The organism is Enterobacter sp. SST3, from assembly GCF_000286655.1.
Classification (GTDB): Bacteria; Pseudomonadota; Gammaproteobacteria; order Enterobacterales; family Enterobacteriaceae; genus Enterobacter; species Enterobacter roggenkampii.
In genome coordinates, this window is the sequence record NZ_ALNS01000027.1 from 1 (window position 1) to 17,116 (window position 17,116).

18 protein-coding genes and 1 other annotated feature are annotated in these 17,116 nt (G+C 53.8%); of the genes, 8 read left to right on the forward strand and 10 right to left on the reverse strand.

Annotated elements, in window-relative coordinates:
• Positions 1-219: 219 nt before the first annotated feature.
• The 3 genes from clpB to rluD form a co-directional block, all read right to left on the reverse strand.
• Positions 220-2,793 carry an ATP-dependent chaperone ClpB gene (clpB, locus tag B498_RS05560; protein WP_008502466.1) on the reverse strand — a complete coding sequence of 858 codons (2,574 nt, stop codon included), beginning with the start codon at positions 2,791-2,793 and terminating at the stop codon, positions 220-222.
• Positions 2,794-2,922: 129 nt separating this feature from the next.
• Entirely contained in the window at positions 2,923-3,654 is a 732-nt protein-coding gene (gene yfiH, locus B498_RS05555; protein WP_008502467.1) for a purine nucleoside phosphorylase YfiH, read from the reverse strand.
• Positions 3,651-4,631: a 23S rRNA pseudouridine(1911/1915/1917) synthase RluD gene (rluD, locus tag B498_RS05550; RefSeq protein WP_008502468.1), complete on the reverse strand. Its 981-nt coding sequence runs from the start codon at positions 4,629-4,631 to the stop codon at positions 3,651-3,653. The genes yfiH and rluD overlap by 4 nt, the downstream gene beginning before the upstream one ends.
• 131 nt (positions 4,632-4,762) lie before the next feature.
• Here rluD and bamD point away from each other — a divergent pair, with 131 nt between their 5' ends.
• The 4 genes from bamD (at position 4,763) to pheA (ending at position 7,537) form a co-directional block, all read left to right on the forward strand.
• A complete protein-coding gene (gene bamD, locus B498_RS05545; RefSeq protein ID WP_008502469.1) occupies positions 4,763-5,500 on the forward strand; it encodes an outer membrane protein assembly factor BamD in 738 nt (245 codons plus the stop codon).
• A 268-nt stretch (positions 5,501-5,768) separates the two neighbouring features.
• The gene (gene raiA / locus B498_RS05540) at positions 5,769-6,110 is read left to right on the forward strand and encodes a ribosome-associated translation inhibitor RaiA (protein ID WP_008502470.1); all 342 of its coding nucleotides are present in this window, start codon (positions 5,769-5,771) and stop codon (positions 6,108-6,110) included.
• A 110-nt stretch (positions 6,111-6,220) separates the two neighbouring features.
• Positions 6,221-6,346, forward strand: a sequence feature (Phe leader region).
• On the forward strand, positions 6,222-6,269 hold the full coding sequence (pheL, locus tag B498_RS23185; RefSeq protein ID WP_100249759.1) for a pheA operon leader peptide PheL: 48 nt from the start codon (positions 6,222-6,224) through the stop codon (positions 6,267-6,269). It overlaps the preceding feature by 48 nt.
• 30 nt (positions 6,347-6,376) lie before the next feature.
• Positions 6,377-7,537: a bifunctional chorismate mutase/prephenate dehydratase gene (gene pheA, locus B498_RS05535; RefSeq protein ID WP_008502471.1), complete on the forward strand. Its 1,161-nt coding sequence runs from the start codon at positions 6,377-6,379 to the stop codon at positions 7,535-7,537.
• Here pheA and B498_RS05530 read toward each other — a convergent pair.
• Genes B498_RS05530 through aroF form a run of 3 tightly spaced genes read right to left on the reverse strand, consistent with a single transcriptional unit; the run spans position 7,534 to position 10,669 of the window.
• A complete protein-coding gene (locus B498_RS05530; protein ID WP_008502472.1) occupies positions 7,534-8,406 on the reverse strand; it encodes an SMP-30/gluconolactonase/LRE family protein in 873 nt (290 codons plus the stop codon). The two genes, pheA and B498_RS05530, sit on opposite strands and share 4 nt — an antisense overlap.
• 60 nt (positions 8,407-8,466) lie before the next feature.
• Positions 8,467-9,588: a bifunctional chorismate mutase/prephenate dehydrogenase gene (gene tyrA, locus B498_RS05525; RefSeq protein ID WP_008502473.1), complete on the reverse strand. Its 1,122-nt coding sequence runs from the start codon at positions 9,586-9,588 to the stop codon at positions 8,467-8,469.
• A gap of 10 nt (positions 9,589-9,598) precedes the next feature.
• Entirely contained in the window at positions 9,599-10,669 is a 1,071-nt protein-coding gene (gene aroF, locus B498_RS05520; RefSeq protein WP_008502474.1) for a 3-deoxy-7-phosphoheptulonate synthase AroF, read from the reverse strand.
• A gap of 214 nt (positions 10,670-10,883) precedes the next feature.
• On the opposite strand from aroF, the gene B498_RS05515 reads away from it, so the two are divergent.
• The 4 genes from B498_RS05515 to B498_RS05500 all read left to right on the forward strand — a co-directional run bounded on the left by B498_RS05515 (position 10,884) and on the right by B498_RS05500 (position 13,659).
• On the forward strand, positions 10,884-11,258 hold the full coding sequence (locus B498_RS05515; protein ID WP_008502475.1) for a DUF2799 domain-containing protein: 375 nt from the start codon (positions 10,884-10,886) through the stop codon (positions 11,256-11,258).
• A 138-nt stretch (positions 11,259-11,396) separates the two neighbouring features.
• The gene (locus tag B498_RS05510) at positions 11,397-11,948 is read left to right on the forward strand and encodes a YfiR family protein (protein WP_021241999.1); all 552 of its coding nucleotides are present in this window, start codon (positions 11,397-11,399) and stop codon (positions 11,946-11,948) included.
• A 40-nt stretch (positions 11,949-11,988) separates the two neighbouring features.
• Positions 11,989-13,161, forward strand: a complete 1,173-nt coding sequence (dgcN, locus tag B498_RS05505; RefSeq protein ID WP_237716808.1) for a diguanylate cyclase DgcN — start codon at positions 11,989-11,991, stop codon at positions 13,159-13,161.
• A gap of 12 nt (positions 13,162-13,173) precedes the next feature.
• Positions 13,174-13,659 carry an OmpA family protein gene (locus tag B498_RS05500; protein WP_008502478.1) on the forward strand — a complete coding sequence of 162 codons (486 nt, stop codon included), beginning with the start codon at positions 13,174-13,176 and terminating at the stop codon, positions 13,657-13,659.
• A gap of 2 nt (positions 13,660-13,661) precedes the next feature.
• Here B498_RS05500 and B498_RS05495 read toward each other — a convergent pair whose 3' ends face one another.
• The 4 genes from B498_RS05495 to B498_RS05480 form a co-directional block, all read right to left on the reverse strand.
• Positions 13,662-15,032: a PepSY-associated TM helix domain-containing protein gene (locus tag B498_RS05495; RefSeq protein WP_008502479.1), complete on the reverse strand. Its 1,371-nt coding sequence runs from the start codon at positions 15,030-15,032 to the stop codon at positions 13,662-13,664.
• A 37-nt stretch (positions 15,033-15,069) separates the two neighbouring features.
• Entirely contained in the window at positions 15,070-15,474 is a 405-nt protein-coding gene (locus tag B498_RS05490; protein WP_008502480.1) for a DUF2946 domain-containing protein, read from the reverse strand.
• A gap of 228 nt (positions 15,475-15,702) precedes the next feature.
• The gene (locus B498_RS05485; protein WP_008502481.1) at positions 15,703-16,752 is read right to left on the reverse strand and encodes a site-specific integrase; all 1,050 of its coding nucleotides are present in this window, start codon (positions 16,750-16,752) and stop codon (positions 15,703-15,705) included.
• Between the two features lie 22 nt (positions 16,753-16,774).
• A complete protein-coding gene (locus B498_RS05480) occupies positions 16,775-17,113 on the reverse strand; it encodes a DUF2511 domain-containing protein (RefSeq protein WP_008502482.1) in 339 nt (112 codons plus the stop codon).
• Positions 17,114-17,116: the final 3 nt, after the last annotated feature.

Below are 17,116 nucleotides of genomic sequence, written 5' to 3' on the forward strand. Positions count from 1 at the left end.
CGTTTATTTTCGCTATTCTCCACTGACCCGGCGGCGTGTGTGCCGTTGTTCCGTGTCAGTGGAGGCGCATTATAGGGAGTAATTCCGAACCTGCAAGGATAAAGTGAAAATTATTTACTGACTGCTCACTTTCCAGGCAAACCTCACTCCAGACCTCAATTTTCGCCTGGTTTTTAAACAAAAACGAGCCGCAAGCGGCTCGTTTTTGCGTTTTGTGACTTACTGCACTGCCACAATACGATCGTCGTTGGCTTCCAGACGGATAATTTTACCAGGAACCAGTTCCCCGGAGAGGATCTGCTGCGCCAGCGGGTTTTCGATCTGCTGCTGGATAGCACGTTTCAATGGACGCGCACCGTACACCGGATCGTAACCATTCTTACTCAGCAGTTTCAGCGCATCGTCGGAGATGTGAATTTCATATCCACGCTCTTCCAGACGTTTGTACAGACGCTGCAGCTGAATCTGCGCAATCGACGCGATGTGTTTCTCACCCAGAGGATGGAATACCACCACTTCATCAATACGGTTGATGAACTCCGGACGGAAGTTATGGCTTACCACACCCAGCACCAGATCCTTCATGTGGCTGTAGTCCAGTTCACCGAAACGTTCCTGAATCAAATCGGAACCCAGGTTCGACGTCATAATGACAACCGTATTACGGAAGTCGACCGTTCTCCCCTGCCCGTCGGTCAGACGCCCATCATCCAGCACCTGAAGCAGAATGTTGAACACATCCGGATGCGCTTTTTCCACCTCATCCAGCAGGATGACGGAATAAGGACGACGACGCACCGCTTCTGTCAGGTACCCACCTTCTTCATAACCCACATATCCAGGAGGCGCCCCGACCAGACGCGAGACGGAGTGTTTCTCCATAAACTCGGACATGTCGATACGCACCATCGCATCGTCGCTGTCGAACATAAAGTTAGCCAGCGCTTTACACAGCTCGGTTTTACCGACACCCGTCGGCCCCAGGAACAGGAATGAACCAATCGGACGGTTCGGATCGGACAGCCCTGCACGACTACGACGAATAGCATTCGAAACCGCTTCAACCGCTTCGTTCTGGCCAATCACACGATTGTGGAGATCGTTCTCCATGCGCAGCAGTTTTTCACGCTCGCCTTCCAGCATGCGCGCCACCGGAATACCGGTCCAGCGGGCAAGCACTTCCGCAATCTCGGCATCCGTCACTTTATTACGTAACAGACGCATCGTTTTTCCTTCTGACTGCGTCGCAATCTCAAGCTGTTTTTCCAGCTCAGGAATTTTGCCGTACTGCAGCTCTGACATTCGCGCCAGGTCGCCCACGCGTCGCGCCTGCTCAATGGCAATTTTTGCCTGTTCGAGTTCAGCTTTGATGGTCTGCGTACCAGAAAGGGAGGCTTTCTCGGCTTTCCACTCTTCTTCCAGCTCAGAATACTGGCGCTCTTTATCGTCCAGTTCTTCATTGAGCATATCGAGACGTTTCTTACTGGCTTCATCAGACTCTTTCTTCAGCGCCTGCTGTTCCAGCTTGAGCTGAATGATGCGTCGGTCGAGTCGGTCCAGCTCTTCCGGCTTCGAGTCAATCTGCATACGAATGCTCGACGCCGCTTCATCAATCAGGTCGATGGCTTTATCCGGCAGCTGACGGTCAGCAATATAACGATGCGAAAGCGTCGCCGCCGCAACGATGGCCGGGTCAGTGATCTGCACATGGTGGTGCAGTTCATAGCGCTCTTTCAGACCACGCAGGATCGCGATGGTATCTTCAACGCTTGGCTCGGCAACAAACACTTTCTGGAAACGACGTTCCAGCGCAGCATCTTTCTCAATGTACTGACGGTACTCATCCAGCGTAGTGGCACCGACGCAGTGAAGTTCACCGCGCGCCAGCGCAGGTTTCAGCATGTTCCCGGCATCCATTGCGCCGTCTGCCTTACCGGCACCGACCATGGTGTGCAGCTCGTCGATAAACAGGATAACGTTGCCTTCCTGCTTCGCCAGATCGTTAAGCACGCCTTTCAGACGCTCTTCAAACTCACCGCGGTATTTCGCACCGGCCACCAGCGCGCCCATGTCCAGCGCCAGTACGCGGCGGCCTTTCAGGCCTTCCGGAACTTCACCGTTCACAATACGCTGCGCCAGCCCTTCAACAATCGCGGTTTTACCGACACCCGGTTCACCTATCAGTACCGGGTTGTTCTTGGTACGACGCTGCAGTACCTGAATCGTACGGCGAATTTCTTCATCACGGCCGATCACCGGGTCAAGTTTGCCCTGCTCAGCGCGTTCGGTCAGATCGACCGTAAATTTCTTCAAAGCCTGACGTTGGTCTTCGGCTCCCTGATCGTTCACGCTTTCACCTCCGCGCATGTTCTCAATCGCCTGAGTCACATTGGCGGTGGTCGCACCGGCGGATTTCAGCAGGTCGGTCAAGGTACCGCGTGATTCAAGCGCCGCCAGAACAAACAGCTCTGACGAAATAAAATTGTCCCCACGTTTTTGCGCCAGCTTGTCGCAAAGGTTCAGGACGCGCACCAGATCCTGCGACGGCTGAACGTCGCCGCCGGTCCCTTCGACCTGCGGTAAACGGCTCAGCGCCTGATCGATAGCGGTGCGTAACTGACCAGCATTAATGCCAGCGGACGTTAATAAAGGACGTACCGATCCCCCTTCCTGATTCAGCAAGGCGCTCATTAGATGAAGAGGTTCGATAAATTGGTTGTCGTGCCCCAGTGCGAGGGACTGGGCATCGGCGAGAGCAAGCTGGAATTTATTAGTAAGACGATCCAGACGCATAACTCCTCCCATAACAGGTCAAATTTGCTACTGGAGATTAAATGAGGTCATCCCTCAATTATTCAAGGTTAATGACCTGAATTATGTGAAAAGAAAACGGCACGTGCCGGATCGTCTTGATTCTTTAGGTTATATCAGCCAAATGAAACTTGCCATACGCCCCGTCGTCTTGTCGCGGCGATAAGAGAAAAAATCACCCTTTTCGGTGAATGTACAGCGATCGCCGCCGAAGATCTGCGTCACGCCGACGCGGTTCAGGCGCTGACGAGCAAGCTGATAAATATCGGCCAGATATTTATCTCCAGAAGGCAGGAAGGCGTCCACCGCTTGCGGATCTTTATCCATAAAGGCTTCGCGAACCTCCGGCCCCACTTCAAAAGCGCGAGGACCAATCGCCGGGCCAAGCCAGGCCATAATATTGGCGGGCTCATCCTTAAAGCAGGCGACAGTTTCTTCCAGCACGCCTTCACACAGTCCACGCCAGCCCGCGTGCGCTGCAGCCACCTCGGTGCCTGCACGGTTGCAGAACAGCACTGGCAGACAATCGGCGGTCATTACGGCACAAACGGTTCCCGGAGTATTGCTGTAAGAGGCATCAGCGCGTTTGGAAGCATAGGGCTCTCCCGTCAACTTCAGCACCGCCTTGCCATGAACCTGTTCCAGCCAGACCGGTTTCGACGGCAGGTTCCCCGCTGCAAACAGACGCCTGCGGTTCTCTTCCACGTGTTCCAGGTTATCGCCACAGTGTGCGCCGAGGTTCAACGACGCCCACGCGCCCTGGCTCACACCGCCAGTGCGGGTTGAACTGCAGGCAGCCACGCCGGCAGGCAATGGCCACTCCGGGACAATCAGTTTGGTCATAACCAGTCCACTTGATCCTTATGTTCTTCGAAATCAGCACGCATGGCGTCAATAAGGTCCACCATATCCTGCGGGATAGGCGCATGCCACTCCATCTGAATACCGGTGATAGGGTGATAAAGACGCAGCATGGTCGCGTGCAGCGCCTGACGATCGAATTTACGCAATACGCTGATGAACTCATCCGATGCGCCTTTAGGCGGACGCGGACGACCACCGTAGACCTGATCCCCCACCAGCGGATGGGTAATGTGGGCCATATGCACGCGGATCTGGTGAGTACGTCCGGTCTCCAGACGCAGACGCAGGCGCGTATGAATACGGAAGTGCTCCATAATGCGGTAATGCGTCACCGCCGGTTTACCCATCGGATGCACCGACATATGGGTACGCTTGGTCGGGTGACGGCTAATGGGCTCTTCCACCGTCCCGCCAGAAGTCATATGTCCAATGGCTACCGCTTCATATTCACGGGTGATTTCGCGCAGCTGCAGCGACTCCACCAGACGGGTCTGAGCAGGAACGGTCTTCGCCACCACCATCAGACCGGTAGTGTCTTTATCCAGACGGTGCACGATGCCCGCGCGCGGAACATCCGCGATCGGCGGATAGTAATGGAGAAGTGCGTTAAGTACCGTACCGTCAGGGTTTCCCGCACCCGGGTGAACAACCAGGTCGCGCGGCTTGTTGATCACCAGAATGTCATCATCTTCATAGACGATGTCCAGTGGGATATCCTGCGGCTCGAAGCGGATTTCCTCTTCGATTTCAGCATTGATGGCGACAGCTTCCCCACCTAACACTTTCTCTTTTGGTTTGTCCCAGATCTTGCCGTTTACCATCACGCGCTGGTCAAGGATCCATTCTTTTATGCGTGAACGCGAATAATCAGGGAACAATTCGGCCAAAGCCTGATCTAAGCGTTGACCGAGCTGATTTTCGGAGACTGTTGCGGTGAGTTCTACTCGTTGTGCCATAAACTGCTTCTTCGTTTAACGTTGGGTTTTACGGCTTTGCCGTTTAATATAGTGTGCTATTGTAGCTGGTCTTAATCGGGAGCAGGAACAGAGTTTCTCCCGGACAAACATTTGAGGAAAGTCAAAACGTCATGACGCGCATGAAATATCTGGTGGCAGCGGCCACGTTGAGCCTGGCTTTGGTGGGCTGCTCCGGTTCAAATGAACAGGTCCCTGACAATCCGCCGAATGAAATCTATGCGACTGCACAACAAAAGTTGCAGGACGGTAACTGGAAACAGGCGATAACGCAACTGGAAGCGTTGGATAATCGCTATCCATTTGGTCCGTATTCGCAGCAGGTACAGTTAGATCTCATCTACGCATACTATAAAAATGCCGATCTGCCGCTGGCTCAGGCAACCATCGATCGTTTCATGCGTCTGAACCCGACTCATCCTAACATCGACTATGTGATGTACATGCGCGGGCTCACCAACATGGCGCTGGATGACAGTGCGCTGCAGGGCTTCTTCGGTGTGGATCGTTCCGACCGTGACCCGCAGCATGCGCGTGACGCCTTCAATGACTTCTCTAAACTGGTGCGCGGCTATCCAAACAGCCAGTACGTGACCGACGCCACCAAGCGTCTGGTGTTCCTGAAAGATCGTCTGGCGAAATATGAATACTCCGTGGCGGACTACTATACCCGCCGTGGCGCATGGGTTGCCGTGGTTAACCGCGTAGAAGGTATGCTGCGTGATTACCCGGATACTCAGGCTACGCGCGACGGCCTGAAGCTGATGGAAAATGCTTACCGTCAGATGCAGATGACCGCTCAGGCTGAAAAAGTGGCGAAAATCATCGCCGCGAACAGCAGCAACACCTGATTTTGCCTCAATGCAAAACGGCAGCCCGAAGGCTGCCGTTTTTTTATTCGTTTCTGAGCGTCGCTGAAGCGCGTTAGCCTCAACACATCCATTCAACTATGGCCTCAATTTTTGCCTTCTACAAGGTAAATCTCACCTCTTCCTGCCCTGCCTCACAAAAAAGATTCCCTGACAAAAACCGACAAAATAACGTGATCTAAATCACACATTTTGACATTAGGTCGGGTATGCTGGAATCACCAAGACGGAAAGACAAGAGGTAAAATTTATGACAATGAACATTACCAGTAAACAAATGGAAATTACTCCGGCAATTCGCCAGCACGTCGCAGACCGTCTCGCCAAACTGGATAAATGGCAAACACATTTGATTAATCCACATATCATCCTGTCCAAGGAGCCGCAGGGTTTCATCGCTGACGCAACTATCAATACTCCAAACGGCCATCTGGTCGCCAGCGCAAAACATGAGGATATGTACACCGCAATTAACGATTTGATCAACAAGCTGGAACGGCAGCTCAATAAAGTGCAACACAAAGGTGAAGCCCGTCGCGCCACAACGTCGGTGAAAGACGCCAGCTTCGCGGAAGAAGTTGAAGAAGAGTAATCCTTTAAATTGAGTGTACCGCCAACGCGCCTTCGGGCGCGTTTTTTGTTTTTTATTGACAGGGTGAAAACAGTACGGGTACTTTAACGATATCACTCACAGGATGACTTTATGAAACTTACGCCGTTCTTCTTCGCATTCTTTTTTACCTTCCCCTGAACGGGAGGCGTTTCGTCGTGTGATAAAGAATGCGAAGACGAACAACAAGGCCTCCCACACCGGGGGGCCTTTTTTATTGATAACGATAAGATGAGACAGGCAACACTATGACACCGGAAAACCCGTTACTGGATCTGCGCGTAAAAATCAGCGCGCTGGATGAGAAACTGCTGGCGCTGCTGGCCGAACGCCGCTCCCTCGCCGTTGAAGTGGGCAAAGCCAAGCTGGACTCCCATCGTCCGGTCCGTGATATCGACCGCGAGCGGGATCTGCTGGAACGTCTCATTCAGCTCGGCAAAGCGCATCATCTCGATGCCCACTACATTACCCGGCTGTTCCAGCTCATCATCGAAGACTCCGTTCTGACCCAGCAAGCGCTACTCCAGCAGCACCTCAATAAAACCAATCCGCACTCTGCGCGTATCGCTTTCCTCGGGCCAAAGGGCTCCTATTCTCACCTGGCCGCACGTCAGTATGCCGCTCGCCATTTCGAAGAATTTATTGAAAGCGGCTGCGCGAAGTTTGCCGACATTTTTAACCAGGTCGAGACCGGCCAGGCGGATTACGCCGTGGTGCCGATTGAAAACACCAGCTCCGGCGCCATCAACGACGTCTACGATTTGCTGCAGCACACCAGCCTGTCGCTGGTCGGCGAGCTGACGATCCCTATCGATCACTGCGTGCTGGTCTCCGGCTCAACGGACCTGAACACGATCGAAACGGTCTACAGCCACCCGCAGCCGTTCCAGCAGTGCAGCCAGTTCCTGAACCGCTATCCGAACTGGAAAATTGAGTACACCGAAAGCACCTCGGCGGCGATGGAAAAAGTCGCCCAGGCGAACTCCCCCAACGTTGCGGCGCTGGGCAGCGAAGCGGGCGGCGCGCTGTATGGTTTACAGGTGCTGGAACGCAACCTGGCGAACCAGACGCAAAATATTACCCGCTTCGTGGTGCTGGCCCGCAAGGCAATCAATGTGTCTGACCAGGTACCGGCCAAGACCACGCTGCTGATGGCCACCGGCCAACAGGCCGGTGCGCTGGTTGAAGCTCTGCTGGTACTGCGTAATCACAACCTGATCATGACCCGGCTGGAATCGCGCCCAATCCACGGTAACCCGTGGGAAGAGATGTTCTACCTCGATATCCAGGCCAACCTGGAGTCTGCTTCCATGCAGAAAGCCCTGCGCGAGCTGGGCGAGATCACGCGCTCTATGAAAGTGCTGGGCTGCTATCCGAGCGAAAACGTCGTCCCGGTCGATCCAATCTAACGTTCGATAAAACGGCTTTTCTTCATCCCTGCCACGCTCACCGGCAGGGTGAAGATGGCGCCGGAGAGCGGATATTTCGCCACCTCCTCCGCATCCATATTTTCCCGCGTGGTGGTAATAAACAGCGTTTTCATATCATCGCCGCCAAAGCAGACCATCGTCGGGCAACGTACCGGCATGCGGTACTCTTCCAGCTGCTCCCCTTGCGGTGAAAAACGCGCGATGCGCCAGCCGTCAAACAGCGCGCTCCAGTAACAGCCTTCCACATCCATCGCCGCGCCGTCCGGTATCCCCTCGCCCTCTTTAAACTGACGAAACACCTCTCGCTTACCCGGTTCGCCCTGCTCATCAAGCGGGGTACGGTAGATCACACCGTTTGGCGTGTCTGAGGTAAACATCCATTGCTTATCCGGGCTAAACGCTAAGCCGTTGTGCCCGTGGATATCACACTGGATCACCTTCGGCGTCAGGTCGTTGTCGATGCGCATCAGCAGGGCGCCGTTGTAATCTCCCGGCCCCCAGAACGTGCCCGCATAGAAGCGACCCAGGTGATCGGTGCCTCCATCGTTAAAACGCGCCAGCTGCGGGTTAGAGGGGTTATCACACACCTTGCGGCGCAGCAGGCCGTGTTTATCGGTCAGCCAGATACCCGTTCGCATCGCAACGATAAAACCACCCTGCTCACGCAGCGCGAAACACCCCACTTCCTCGTGGAAAGAGAGTACGGTGTGTTCCGCCGTCGGCAGATGGTAGCGGTGGATCTCGCCTTCCAGAATATCGGCCCAGTAGAGCGCCTGCTCTTCGGCGCTCCACGTCGGGCATTCAGGCAAATGCCCGGTGTAATTCAACAGCAGCTGCGGTTCAGCCATGACAGTTCCCCAAAATGAAAAAAGCCAGCATTGCTGGCTTTCAGTATATACATCATCGCATTACTGGCGACTGTCATTTGCCTGGCGCAACAACGTCCGGCTCTCATTCTGGAAACGCTGCGCATAATCGCCAAACCAGTGCTCGACCTTGCGGAAGCTGTCGATAAACGCCTGCTTGTCTCCGTGCTCAAGCAGCGTAATGGCTTCTCCAAAGCGCTGATAGTAGCGCTTGATCAGTGCCAGGTTGTTTTCGGAGGACATAATAATGTCCGCGTACAGCTGCGGATCCTGCGCGAACAGACGCCCAACCATCGCCAGCTCCAGACGATAGATAGGTGAAGAGAGCGCCAGCAGCTGTTCAAGCTGCACGTTCTCTTCCGCCAGATGCAGGCCGTAGGCAAACGTCGCAAAGTGGCGCAGCGCCTGAATGAACGCCATGTTCTGGTCGTGCTCAACCGCGCTGATGCGGTGCAGTCGCGCGCCCCATACCTGAATTTGTTCCAGGAACCACTGATAGGCTTCCGGCTGACGACCGTCGCAGTAAACCACCACCTGCTTAGCCAGGCTGCCGCTGTCCGGACCAAACATCGGGTGCAGACCCAGCACCGGCCCGGTATGCGCAGCCAGCATTGCCTGCAGCGGACCATTTTTGACGGAGGCCAGATCGACCAGGATACAGTCTTTCGGTAAAGGAGGAAGCTTCCCGACGATCTGCTCCGTCACGTGGATCGGCACGCTGACGATAACCATCCCGGCATCTTTCATGAGCTCCGGCGCCTGCGCCCAGTCCTCTTTTTCCAGAATGCGCACCTGATAGCCAGAAAGCGTCAGCATTTTTTCAAACAGGCGCCCCATCTGTCCTGCCCCGCCGACAATCACCACCGGCCGCAGGGTCGGGCAAAGGGTTTTGAACCCCTTGTCGTTTTCGCTGGAATAGGATTCCCGCATCACGCGACGCAGGACGTCTTCAATCAAGTCCGGCGAAACGCCCAGCGCCTGCGCCTCTTTGCGACGGGAGGCGAGCATAGAGGCTTCGCGCTCCGGGACGTAAATCGGCAGGCCGTATTTGCTTTTCACCTCACCGACTTCGGCAACCAGCGCCATGCGGCGCGCCAGCAGATCCAGCAGCGCCTTATCCACTTCATCAATTTGATCGCGCAGTGCGGTCAATTCAGCAACCATAACTACCCTCTTAAGCCAGACGCGTCGCCAGCTGGCCGCTTAAATCTTTATGGATCTCACGCAGCAGTGCATCGGTGGTTTCCCAGCTGATGCAGGCATCCGTCACGGAGACGCCGTGCTTCATGGCACTGCGCGGTTGTTCAGATGATTGATTGCCTTCATGAATATTGCTCTCAATCATTAGACCGATAATCGAACGGTTGCCATCTTTGATCTGGGCGACCACGGATTCCGCAACCGCAGGCTGACGACGGTAATCTTTATTCGAATTACCATGACTGCAATCTACCATCAGTGCCGGGCGCAGTCCCGCCTGCTCCATCTCTTTTTCACACTGCGCCACGTCCGCCGGACTGTAGTTCGGGGCTTTCCCGCCGCGCAGGATCACGTGCCCGTCCGGGTTACCCTGCGTTTGCAGGAGGCAGACCTGGCCCGCCTGGTTGATACCGACGAAACGGTGCGGCATGGCGGCCGCGCGCATGGCGTTGATCGCCGTCGCCAGGCTGCCATCGGTACCGTTTTTAAAACCAACCGGCATCGACAGGCCAGACGCCATCTCGCGGTGGGTTTGCGATTCCGTGGTACGCGCGCCAATCGCGGACCAGCTGAACAGATCGCCAAGGTATTGCGGGCTGTTCGGATCCAGCGCTTCGGTTGCCAGCGGCAGGCCCATGCTGACCAGCTCCACCAGCAGGCGACGCGCAATCTTCAGGCCTGCTTCCACATCAAACGAGCCATCCATGTGCGGATCGTTAATCAACCCTTTCCAGCCAACGGTAGTACGTGGCTTCTCAAAATAGACGCGCATCACCAGGTAGAGGCTATCGCTGACCTCCTCCGCTAATGCTTTAAATCGACGAGCGTACTCAATGGCGGTTTCAGGATCGTGAATAGAGCAAGGACCACACACCACCAGCAGGCGCGGATCGCGGCCGGCGATGATGTCAGAAATGGTCTGGCGCGAGTGCTCAATCTGAGCCTCCTGCGCGACGCTCAGCGGAAATTCTGCTTTCAGCTGATCCGGAGTAATTAAAACCTGTTCGTCAGTGATATGTACGTTGTTCAGCGCGTCTTTTTGCATGATGGCGATCCTGTAAAGCTCGTTTGCGATAGTTGTTTTCCTCAATGAGGTGAAACCACGATACCATAAAAAGTAAACATTTCAATCCAAAATACGTACACATTACTTTACAGAAGCTAATTTATTGCAAAAATCAGCCGTCAAAAACGTAAAGTTTAAATTACAGACATACTTTCTTAAGCCAGGCTATGCTGAAGTAAAAAGGAGAATGGCTATGCGTTCAATTGCTCTCACGCTGTTGTCGCTGTTTTTAACGGGCTGTCAGATCAATCCTTATACCTTCCAGCCCGACTGGACCAGTCCATCCTGGTTTGATGCCGGCAAAGAAGACGCCATGAATGGCCTGCCGGTTAAAGATAACCAGACCCTGGCCGATAGTTTTAACGACACCCACGTTGATCGTAGTGAATATCTTCGCGGCTATGCCGATGGTCAGAAGAGAGTCTGCGAAGAAGGGTTTATTCACGCCTGGGGATTAGCGGGCAAATCTTTCCCTGCCAGTTGCGATACTGCTGAAAACGCGGCAAAACTGCGTGCGTCATGGCAAAAAGGGATGGATGAAAGTATGCGCTCCAGCAGACTCAATTAAGTCTGTTTTTAATCACCGGAAAATAAACAACAGTAGGATTTAGCTTAGGTTGACCTGAGGCTATTTCTGACATAATGACGGCTCTGACAAACAATGGTATTCTGCCCGCAACTCTTAAGGACATCTATTTCCGGAGCGATGTGGCGGATTCTGGTGAGAAATTTATTCTTGATCTCTTTTTTCCGACTCACTCTGGTGTTAATGCTGTTCATTATGGTGGGCCCAGCGACGGCAGGCACGCTCACGGAAACGGATAAATCGGTACGCTCGATAGTCTCAGGCATTGTGAGCTATACGCGATGGCCGTCACTATCCGGGCAACCTAAACTCTGCATCTATGCCACTTCTCACTATACGCACGCGCTTAGCGGCGACGAAGGGCACAACGAGTTACCCTATACTCCCGCTATTGTACATAACGATCGGGAAGCCCTGGCCGCGACGTGCGATGCGATTTATTTCGGGTCTGAATCACCGGCAAAACAACTTGAATTAATAAGCCAATATCAGGGCAGAGCATTGCTATTAATCTCAGAGCAAAATCCGGAATGTGTAATTGGCAGTGCCTTTTGCCTGATGATCGATCGCGGCCAGGTCCGGTTCTCCGTCAACCTGGATGCATTGACGCGCAGTGGCGTAAGAGTCAATCCGGATGTATTAATGCTGGCACGGAATAAGCAGCATGGATAAAGATTTCACTTCAACGCCACGTCCGACGTTTAAATGAACGTTGAGGCGAAACAGCATGATAAGCGTCATTATCACGATGACGTTAATATGGCTGTTGCTCTGTTTTGCTTCCGTTGTGACGTTAAAACAATACGCGCAAAAGAATCTCGAATTAACCGGCGCCACAATGAGCCACAGCCTGGAAGCCTCGCTGGTTTTCAACGACTCGCTGGCGGCCAACGAAACGCTTGCAGCCCTGGGCAAACAGGGGCAGTTTGCCGCGGCGGAGGTGATTAATGCGCATAAAAAGCGGTTCGCCTACTGGTCCTGGAACCCGGAAGATAACAACGACACGCTGGGCGCGCTGGTCAGCCGCTGGCTTTTCCCCGTACCGGTTGCGCAGCCCATCATGCATAACGGCTTAACGATCGGCGAAATTCGCCTTACCGCGCGTGACAGTTTGATCAGCCATTTCATCTGGACGTCGTTTGCCGTACTGACTGGCTGCATTCTCTTTGCCGCCGTCGTCGCGCTCGTCATTACCCAGTCTTTGCATCGTGGAATGGTCACGGCGCTGCAGAACATTACCGACGTCGTGCATGACGTGCGCACGAACCGAAATTTCTCCCGCCGGGTGAAAGACGGCCGTATCGAAGAATTTCACCAGTTTGGCGAAGACTTCAATAGTCTTCTGGATGAAATGGAAGAGTGGCAGCTGAAGCTTCAGGCGAAAAATGCCCAGCTGTTGCGGACCGCCATGCACGACCCGCTTACCGGTCTTGCCAACCGCGCGGCGTTTCGTAACAGCATTGCGGCATTAATGAATGACCCTTCAGCCAGAACAAACTCGGCCCTGCTCTTCCTCGACGGTGATAATTTTAAGTTTATTAACGACACCTGGGGACACGCGGCAGGAGACTGCGTGCTGATCGAAGTCGCCAGCAGAATGATGGAGTTTGGCGACAAACGTCATCAGTCCTACCGCCTTGGCGGTGACGAATTTGCGATGGTGCTGTACGGCGTGCACTCTGAGCTTGAGGTTCAACATATTTGTGCTGCGCTTTCGCAGCAGTTTATCCGTCCGTTTGATCTTCATAACGGACAAAAAGCATCGATGTCACTCAGCATTGGCTTTGCTCTGGCGTGGGAAAATACTTCCGTGGAAGCATTACTGGAGAGGGCTGACCGCAACATGTACCAGGTTAAAAACCAGCGTACGAAAACAATAAGTTAGAAAGGATACACTATGTTAAAACGTTACTTCGCGCCCTTAGTCCTGGCCTCACTGGTTCTGGCAGGCTGCCAGTCGCCGCCGGAAGGCAAATTCACTCCTGAGCAAATTGCGGCGATGAAGTCTTACGGTTTTAACGAACTGAACGGTGACTGGTCGCTTGGGATGTCGGACACCATCCTGTTTGATAAAAATGACGCCAGGCTGCGATCGGAGAGTGAAACGCAGATCCAGTCCATGGCCTCTCGCCTGGCGGAAACCGGCCTGACCCACGCGCGAATGGACGGTCACACGGATAACTACGGGGAAGAGAGCTACAACGAAGCGCTCTCGTTAAAACGCGCCAACGCCGTGGCCGATGCCTGGGCGAAGGGGGCAAATATCCCGCGCAGCAATCTCACCACGCGGGGATTAGGTCAAAAATATCCGGTTGCGAGCAACAGTACCTCACAAGGGCGCGCTGAAAACCGCCGCGTCGCAGTGGTGATCAGCACGCCATAAGGCTATTTAGCGGAGGATTCGGCGAGCGTCACCCTGGTTGCCGCTCGCCAGCGCAGCCAGTCCACCAGAACAAACAGCGCCAGACTCACGCCCATGACCGGCAGGGCCAGCCCCAACAGTACGCTGATTAACACCGTAACGCCTCTTCCCCACACTGACAAGGCAAGCCAGCTCTGGCAAAGCGTCTGTACCGGACTCACAGCCGATTGCGCCGGACGACGCATCCACCACATCCGGTATCCCCAGATAATGAGCACGCAAAGGGCGAGGCCGAACGCAACCAGCAGCAGCTGATTTGCGAGGCCGAATAAGATCCCCATATGGAAATCCACGCCCCAGCGGGTCAGTTTTGCCATTAGCGGAAAATCCTCGAATCGGGTTCTGTCCAGAACCTGCATCGTATGAGGATCAACCGCCACGGCGTCCACCTGGGTCGGCCAGCTGCGATCGATTTCCGTCACGGTCCAGGCGCGATCCCTCGTTTTCGCCGGGCGGATCTCCAGCTTGCCGGCATCAATACCCGCGTTACGCGCCGCGCTTAATACCCCATCAAACAGCGTCAAATCCATCGCCATTTCCGGCATCACCATTCCACCGTGATGACCGCGGTGTTCGGCATGTTCATCCACGACCTCATGTTGGCCGGATAGCGTCGTGTTCACCTGCGGGGTGAGCCAGTTCATCTCTGCCCGCAGCTTATCCACGTTCCCGCCAGCCCACTGGGACCAGGTCAGGCCGGTTGCGGAGAACAGCAGCATTCCACCCAGCAGGCTCCAGCCCAGCGTCACATGCACCCGACGCCGGTTCTGGAAGCGATTATTGATCCGCCGTTTGGGCCGGGTATAACACCACAGGGCAATACCGCCCAGCGCGGCGACCCACATCCACGAGGCCGCAAGCTCGCTGTAAAGGCGCCCAATGTCGCCCAGCATCAGGGACGTATGCAGGTAATCAATGGTCTGACGCAGGGGTAAAATCCCGCTGGTGCCGTATACCGTCAGATCTCCCAGCACCGTCAGGCTTACCGGATCGATAAAGATAGCCCGGTTCTCCGATGGCCCAAGTTTCGGGTCAGCGAACATCACGCGGGTGGTTTCGCCCTCAACCAGCCCCGGACGAACGGCGTGCAAACGTAAATCTGATCCAACGGTTTTTTTCGCCACGGCGATTTGTTCCGCCAGAGGCTGTGGCTCGCCCATAGAATCCGCGTGGAGCGCGTGCCGGTAGAGTGCGTTTTCCAGCTGTGGGGTCGCCACATACAGCGTCCCGGTTAGCGCGGCGAAGAAGATAAACGGGCCGACAAACAGCCCAACGTAGAAATGAAGGCGACGCAGCAGGTTTCCCCATGCCGCGCGCGAGGTGCAGGTAGTCATACTTTTCCTTTTTAAGGCAAAAAGTTATCGATATTTTTTAAAGTGAAAAAGCAGACTGCCGCGGCGGCGCGCGGGTATCAGGGTAAAGCCAGGGGAAAAAGTGCCAGTGCTTGACCGCCTGACGCGGCGGCTTAACGCGAAGCCTCTGCAGCACCACGCTGAGCAGGACGATGAGCGCCAGCATCACGCCAGGGACATGCGCTAACAGCACGCAGTAGCCGCACGCTTCCGCATGGTCGACGGGCATCGTGTGTGGCATATCGCCGTGATGCTCGTCCATCGACATCATGCTCATGTCATGATGCATGCCCGGCATGGCGCTCATGGGATCTTTCTGCAATGAGACGGAGATAAGGGGTGCTACCACGATCAGCAGGATCGCAAACAGCGCGGTCAATGCCGCTGCGCGTTTCCAACTATGCTGATGCAGTACGTTATCCACTTCCCCTCCATTCAAGAGGCAAGCATTGTAAATGATTTATGACGAAAGGGTTAACGCGAGAGGTGCGATGGAATAAAAAAAGGGCCGGCCTTTCGGCCAGCCCTTTCTAACAGGATGTCGCTTAAGCGAATCTTAGTTCAGATGCTCCTATTTACACCCTATTCAAAACAACAACTTACCATACAAAACAACTAGTTAAGTTAATTTTTAATGCAGTGAATTGTAGTGTTATGCAACCTCTGCCGCCATATTGTCGCCAACATACAACGAAAGAGGATTGAGAGAGACAGCTTGCTCTAAATGGTCAGGAGCAAAGTGCGCGTATCTCATTGTTTCGCGAATGTTGGAATGTCCGAGGATTTTCTGCAGTACCAGTATGTTTCCGCCGTTCATCATAAAATGCGCACCAAATGTATGTCTCAGGACATGCGTCTTTTGCCCTTCAGTTAGCTCGATATTCGTGAGTTTGAGCATCTTTTTAAACTCCTGATAGCAGGGCTTGAACATTCTGCCCTGACGTTCGGCTAGCTCGTCATACAACCATTTAGGAATGGGAACGGTGCGATTTTTCTTGCCTTTGGTTTTTGTGAAAGTCAGTTTGCAGGGAGAGAGTTGAGGCCGCGTCAATCTCTCGGCCTCCCCCCATCTTGCGCCGGTTGCAAGACAGACTTTGACAATCATCGTGAGATCCTCTTTGCCGTATTGCTCGCAGGCTCGAAACTGCTCAGGGATTTGAGAAAGAGTTAGCCAGGACATTTCTTTCTCGGCTTCTTTGAATACGCGCACCCCTTCCAGTGGGTTGGGTAAACTCCACTCCCCTAACCGCCGCAGCTCATTAAACACAGCTATAAGGTATTGCTGCTCACGATTCACGGTTATTGGTTTGGCGACCCATTTTGCCGGGTCTTTATGATATCCGTTATCGATTTCACCACGGAGTCGGCGGTCGCGGTAATGAGCCCAATCTTTAGCGGTAAAGCGGGATGCAATTGGGTCGCCCAAACCGTTACAGACAATTTGCAGCTTTGCTAACCGCGACTTACTGGCGACTAAAGCCTGCCCGTGCAGGTTATGCCAGAGTTGAATCAACTCGCTTAAGCGTCGGCGATCTTCTTTCTTGCCGAGCCAAGGCTTGTCCTCACTTTCATTATTCGTAAATGTTTCGAATGCCTCGGCCTCACCTTTTGTATTGAAATGCCGACGTATACGCCGCCCTTCTCGTCCATTTGGGTAGAGTTCGCATAACCATTTGCCATTTTTTTGCTTACTTACAGTCATGATTTCACCGAGGCAATGCTAATTATTCACAAAGCGCTGTTGCAGCATCCATTACCGGATCCAAAGGTATTTTTACGCCTTTGTAATACGGGTTATCCTTCCAAACAGCATCAATATCGCTACCCTCAAGCTTTCCAGACTTAACGCCGCTAATCGCTAGGCCGTTCAATGGGTAACGGTCATCTGTTGCTTTGTCGTACACAAAGGCATATCGACCGTTAACACAAGAAACCGAAGCTTTTTCAAAAGTTAGCGGCCAGTCTTCACCAAACTTGGCCCCGTCTAAATCCTGTGATTTTTCGGCGGATGAAGCCCCAAAAGAAATGGTAAGAAATAAAGCTAAAAAAAGTTTACCTTTCATAAA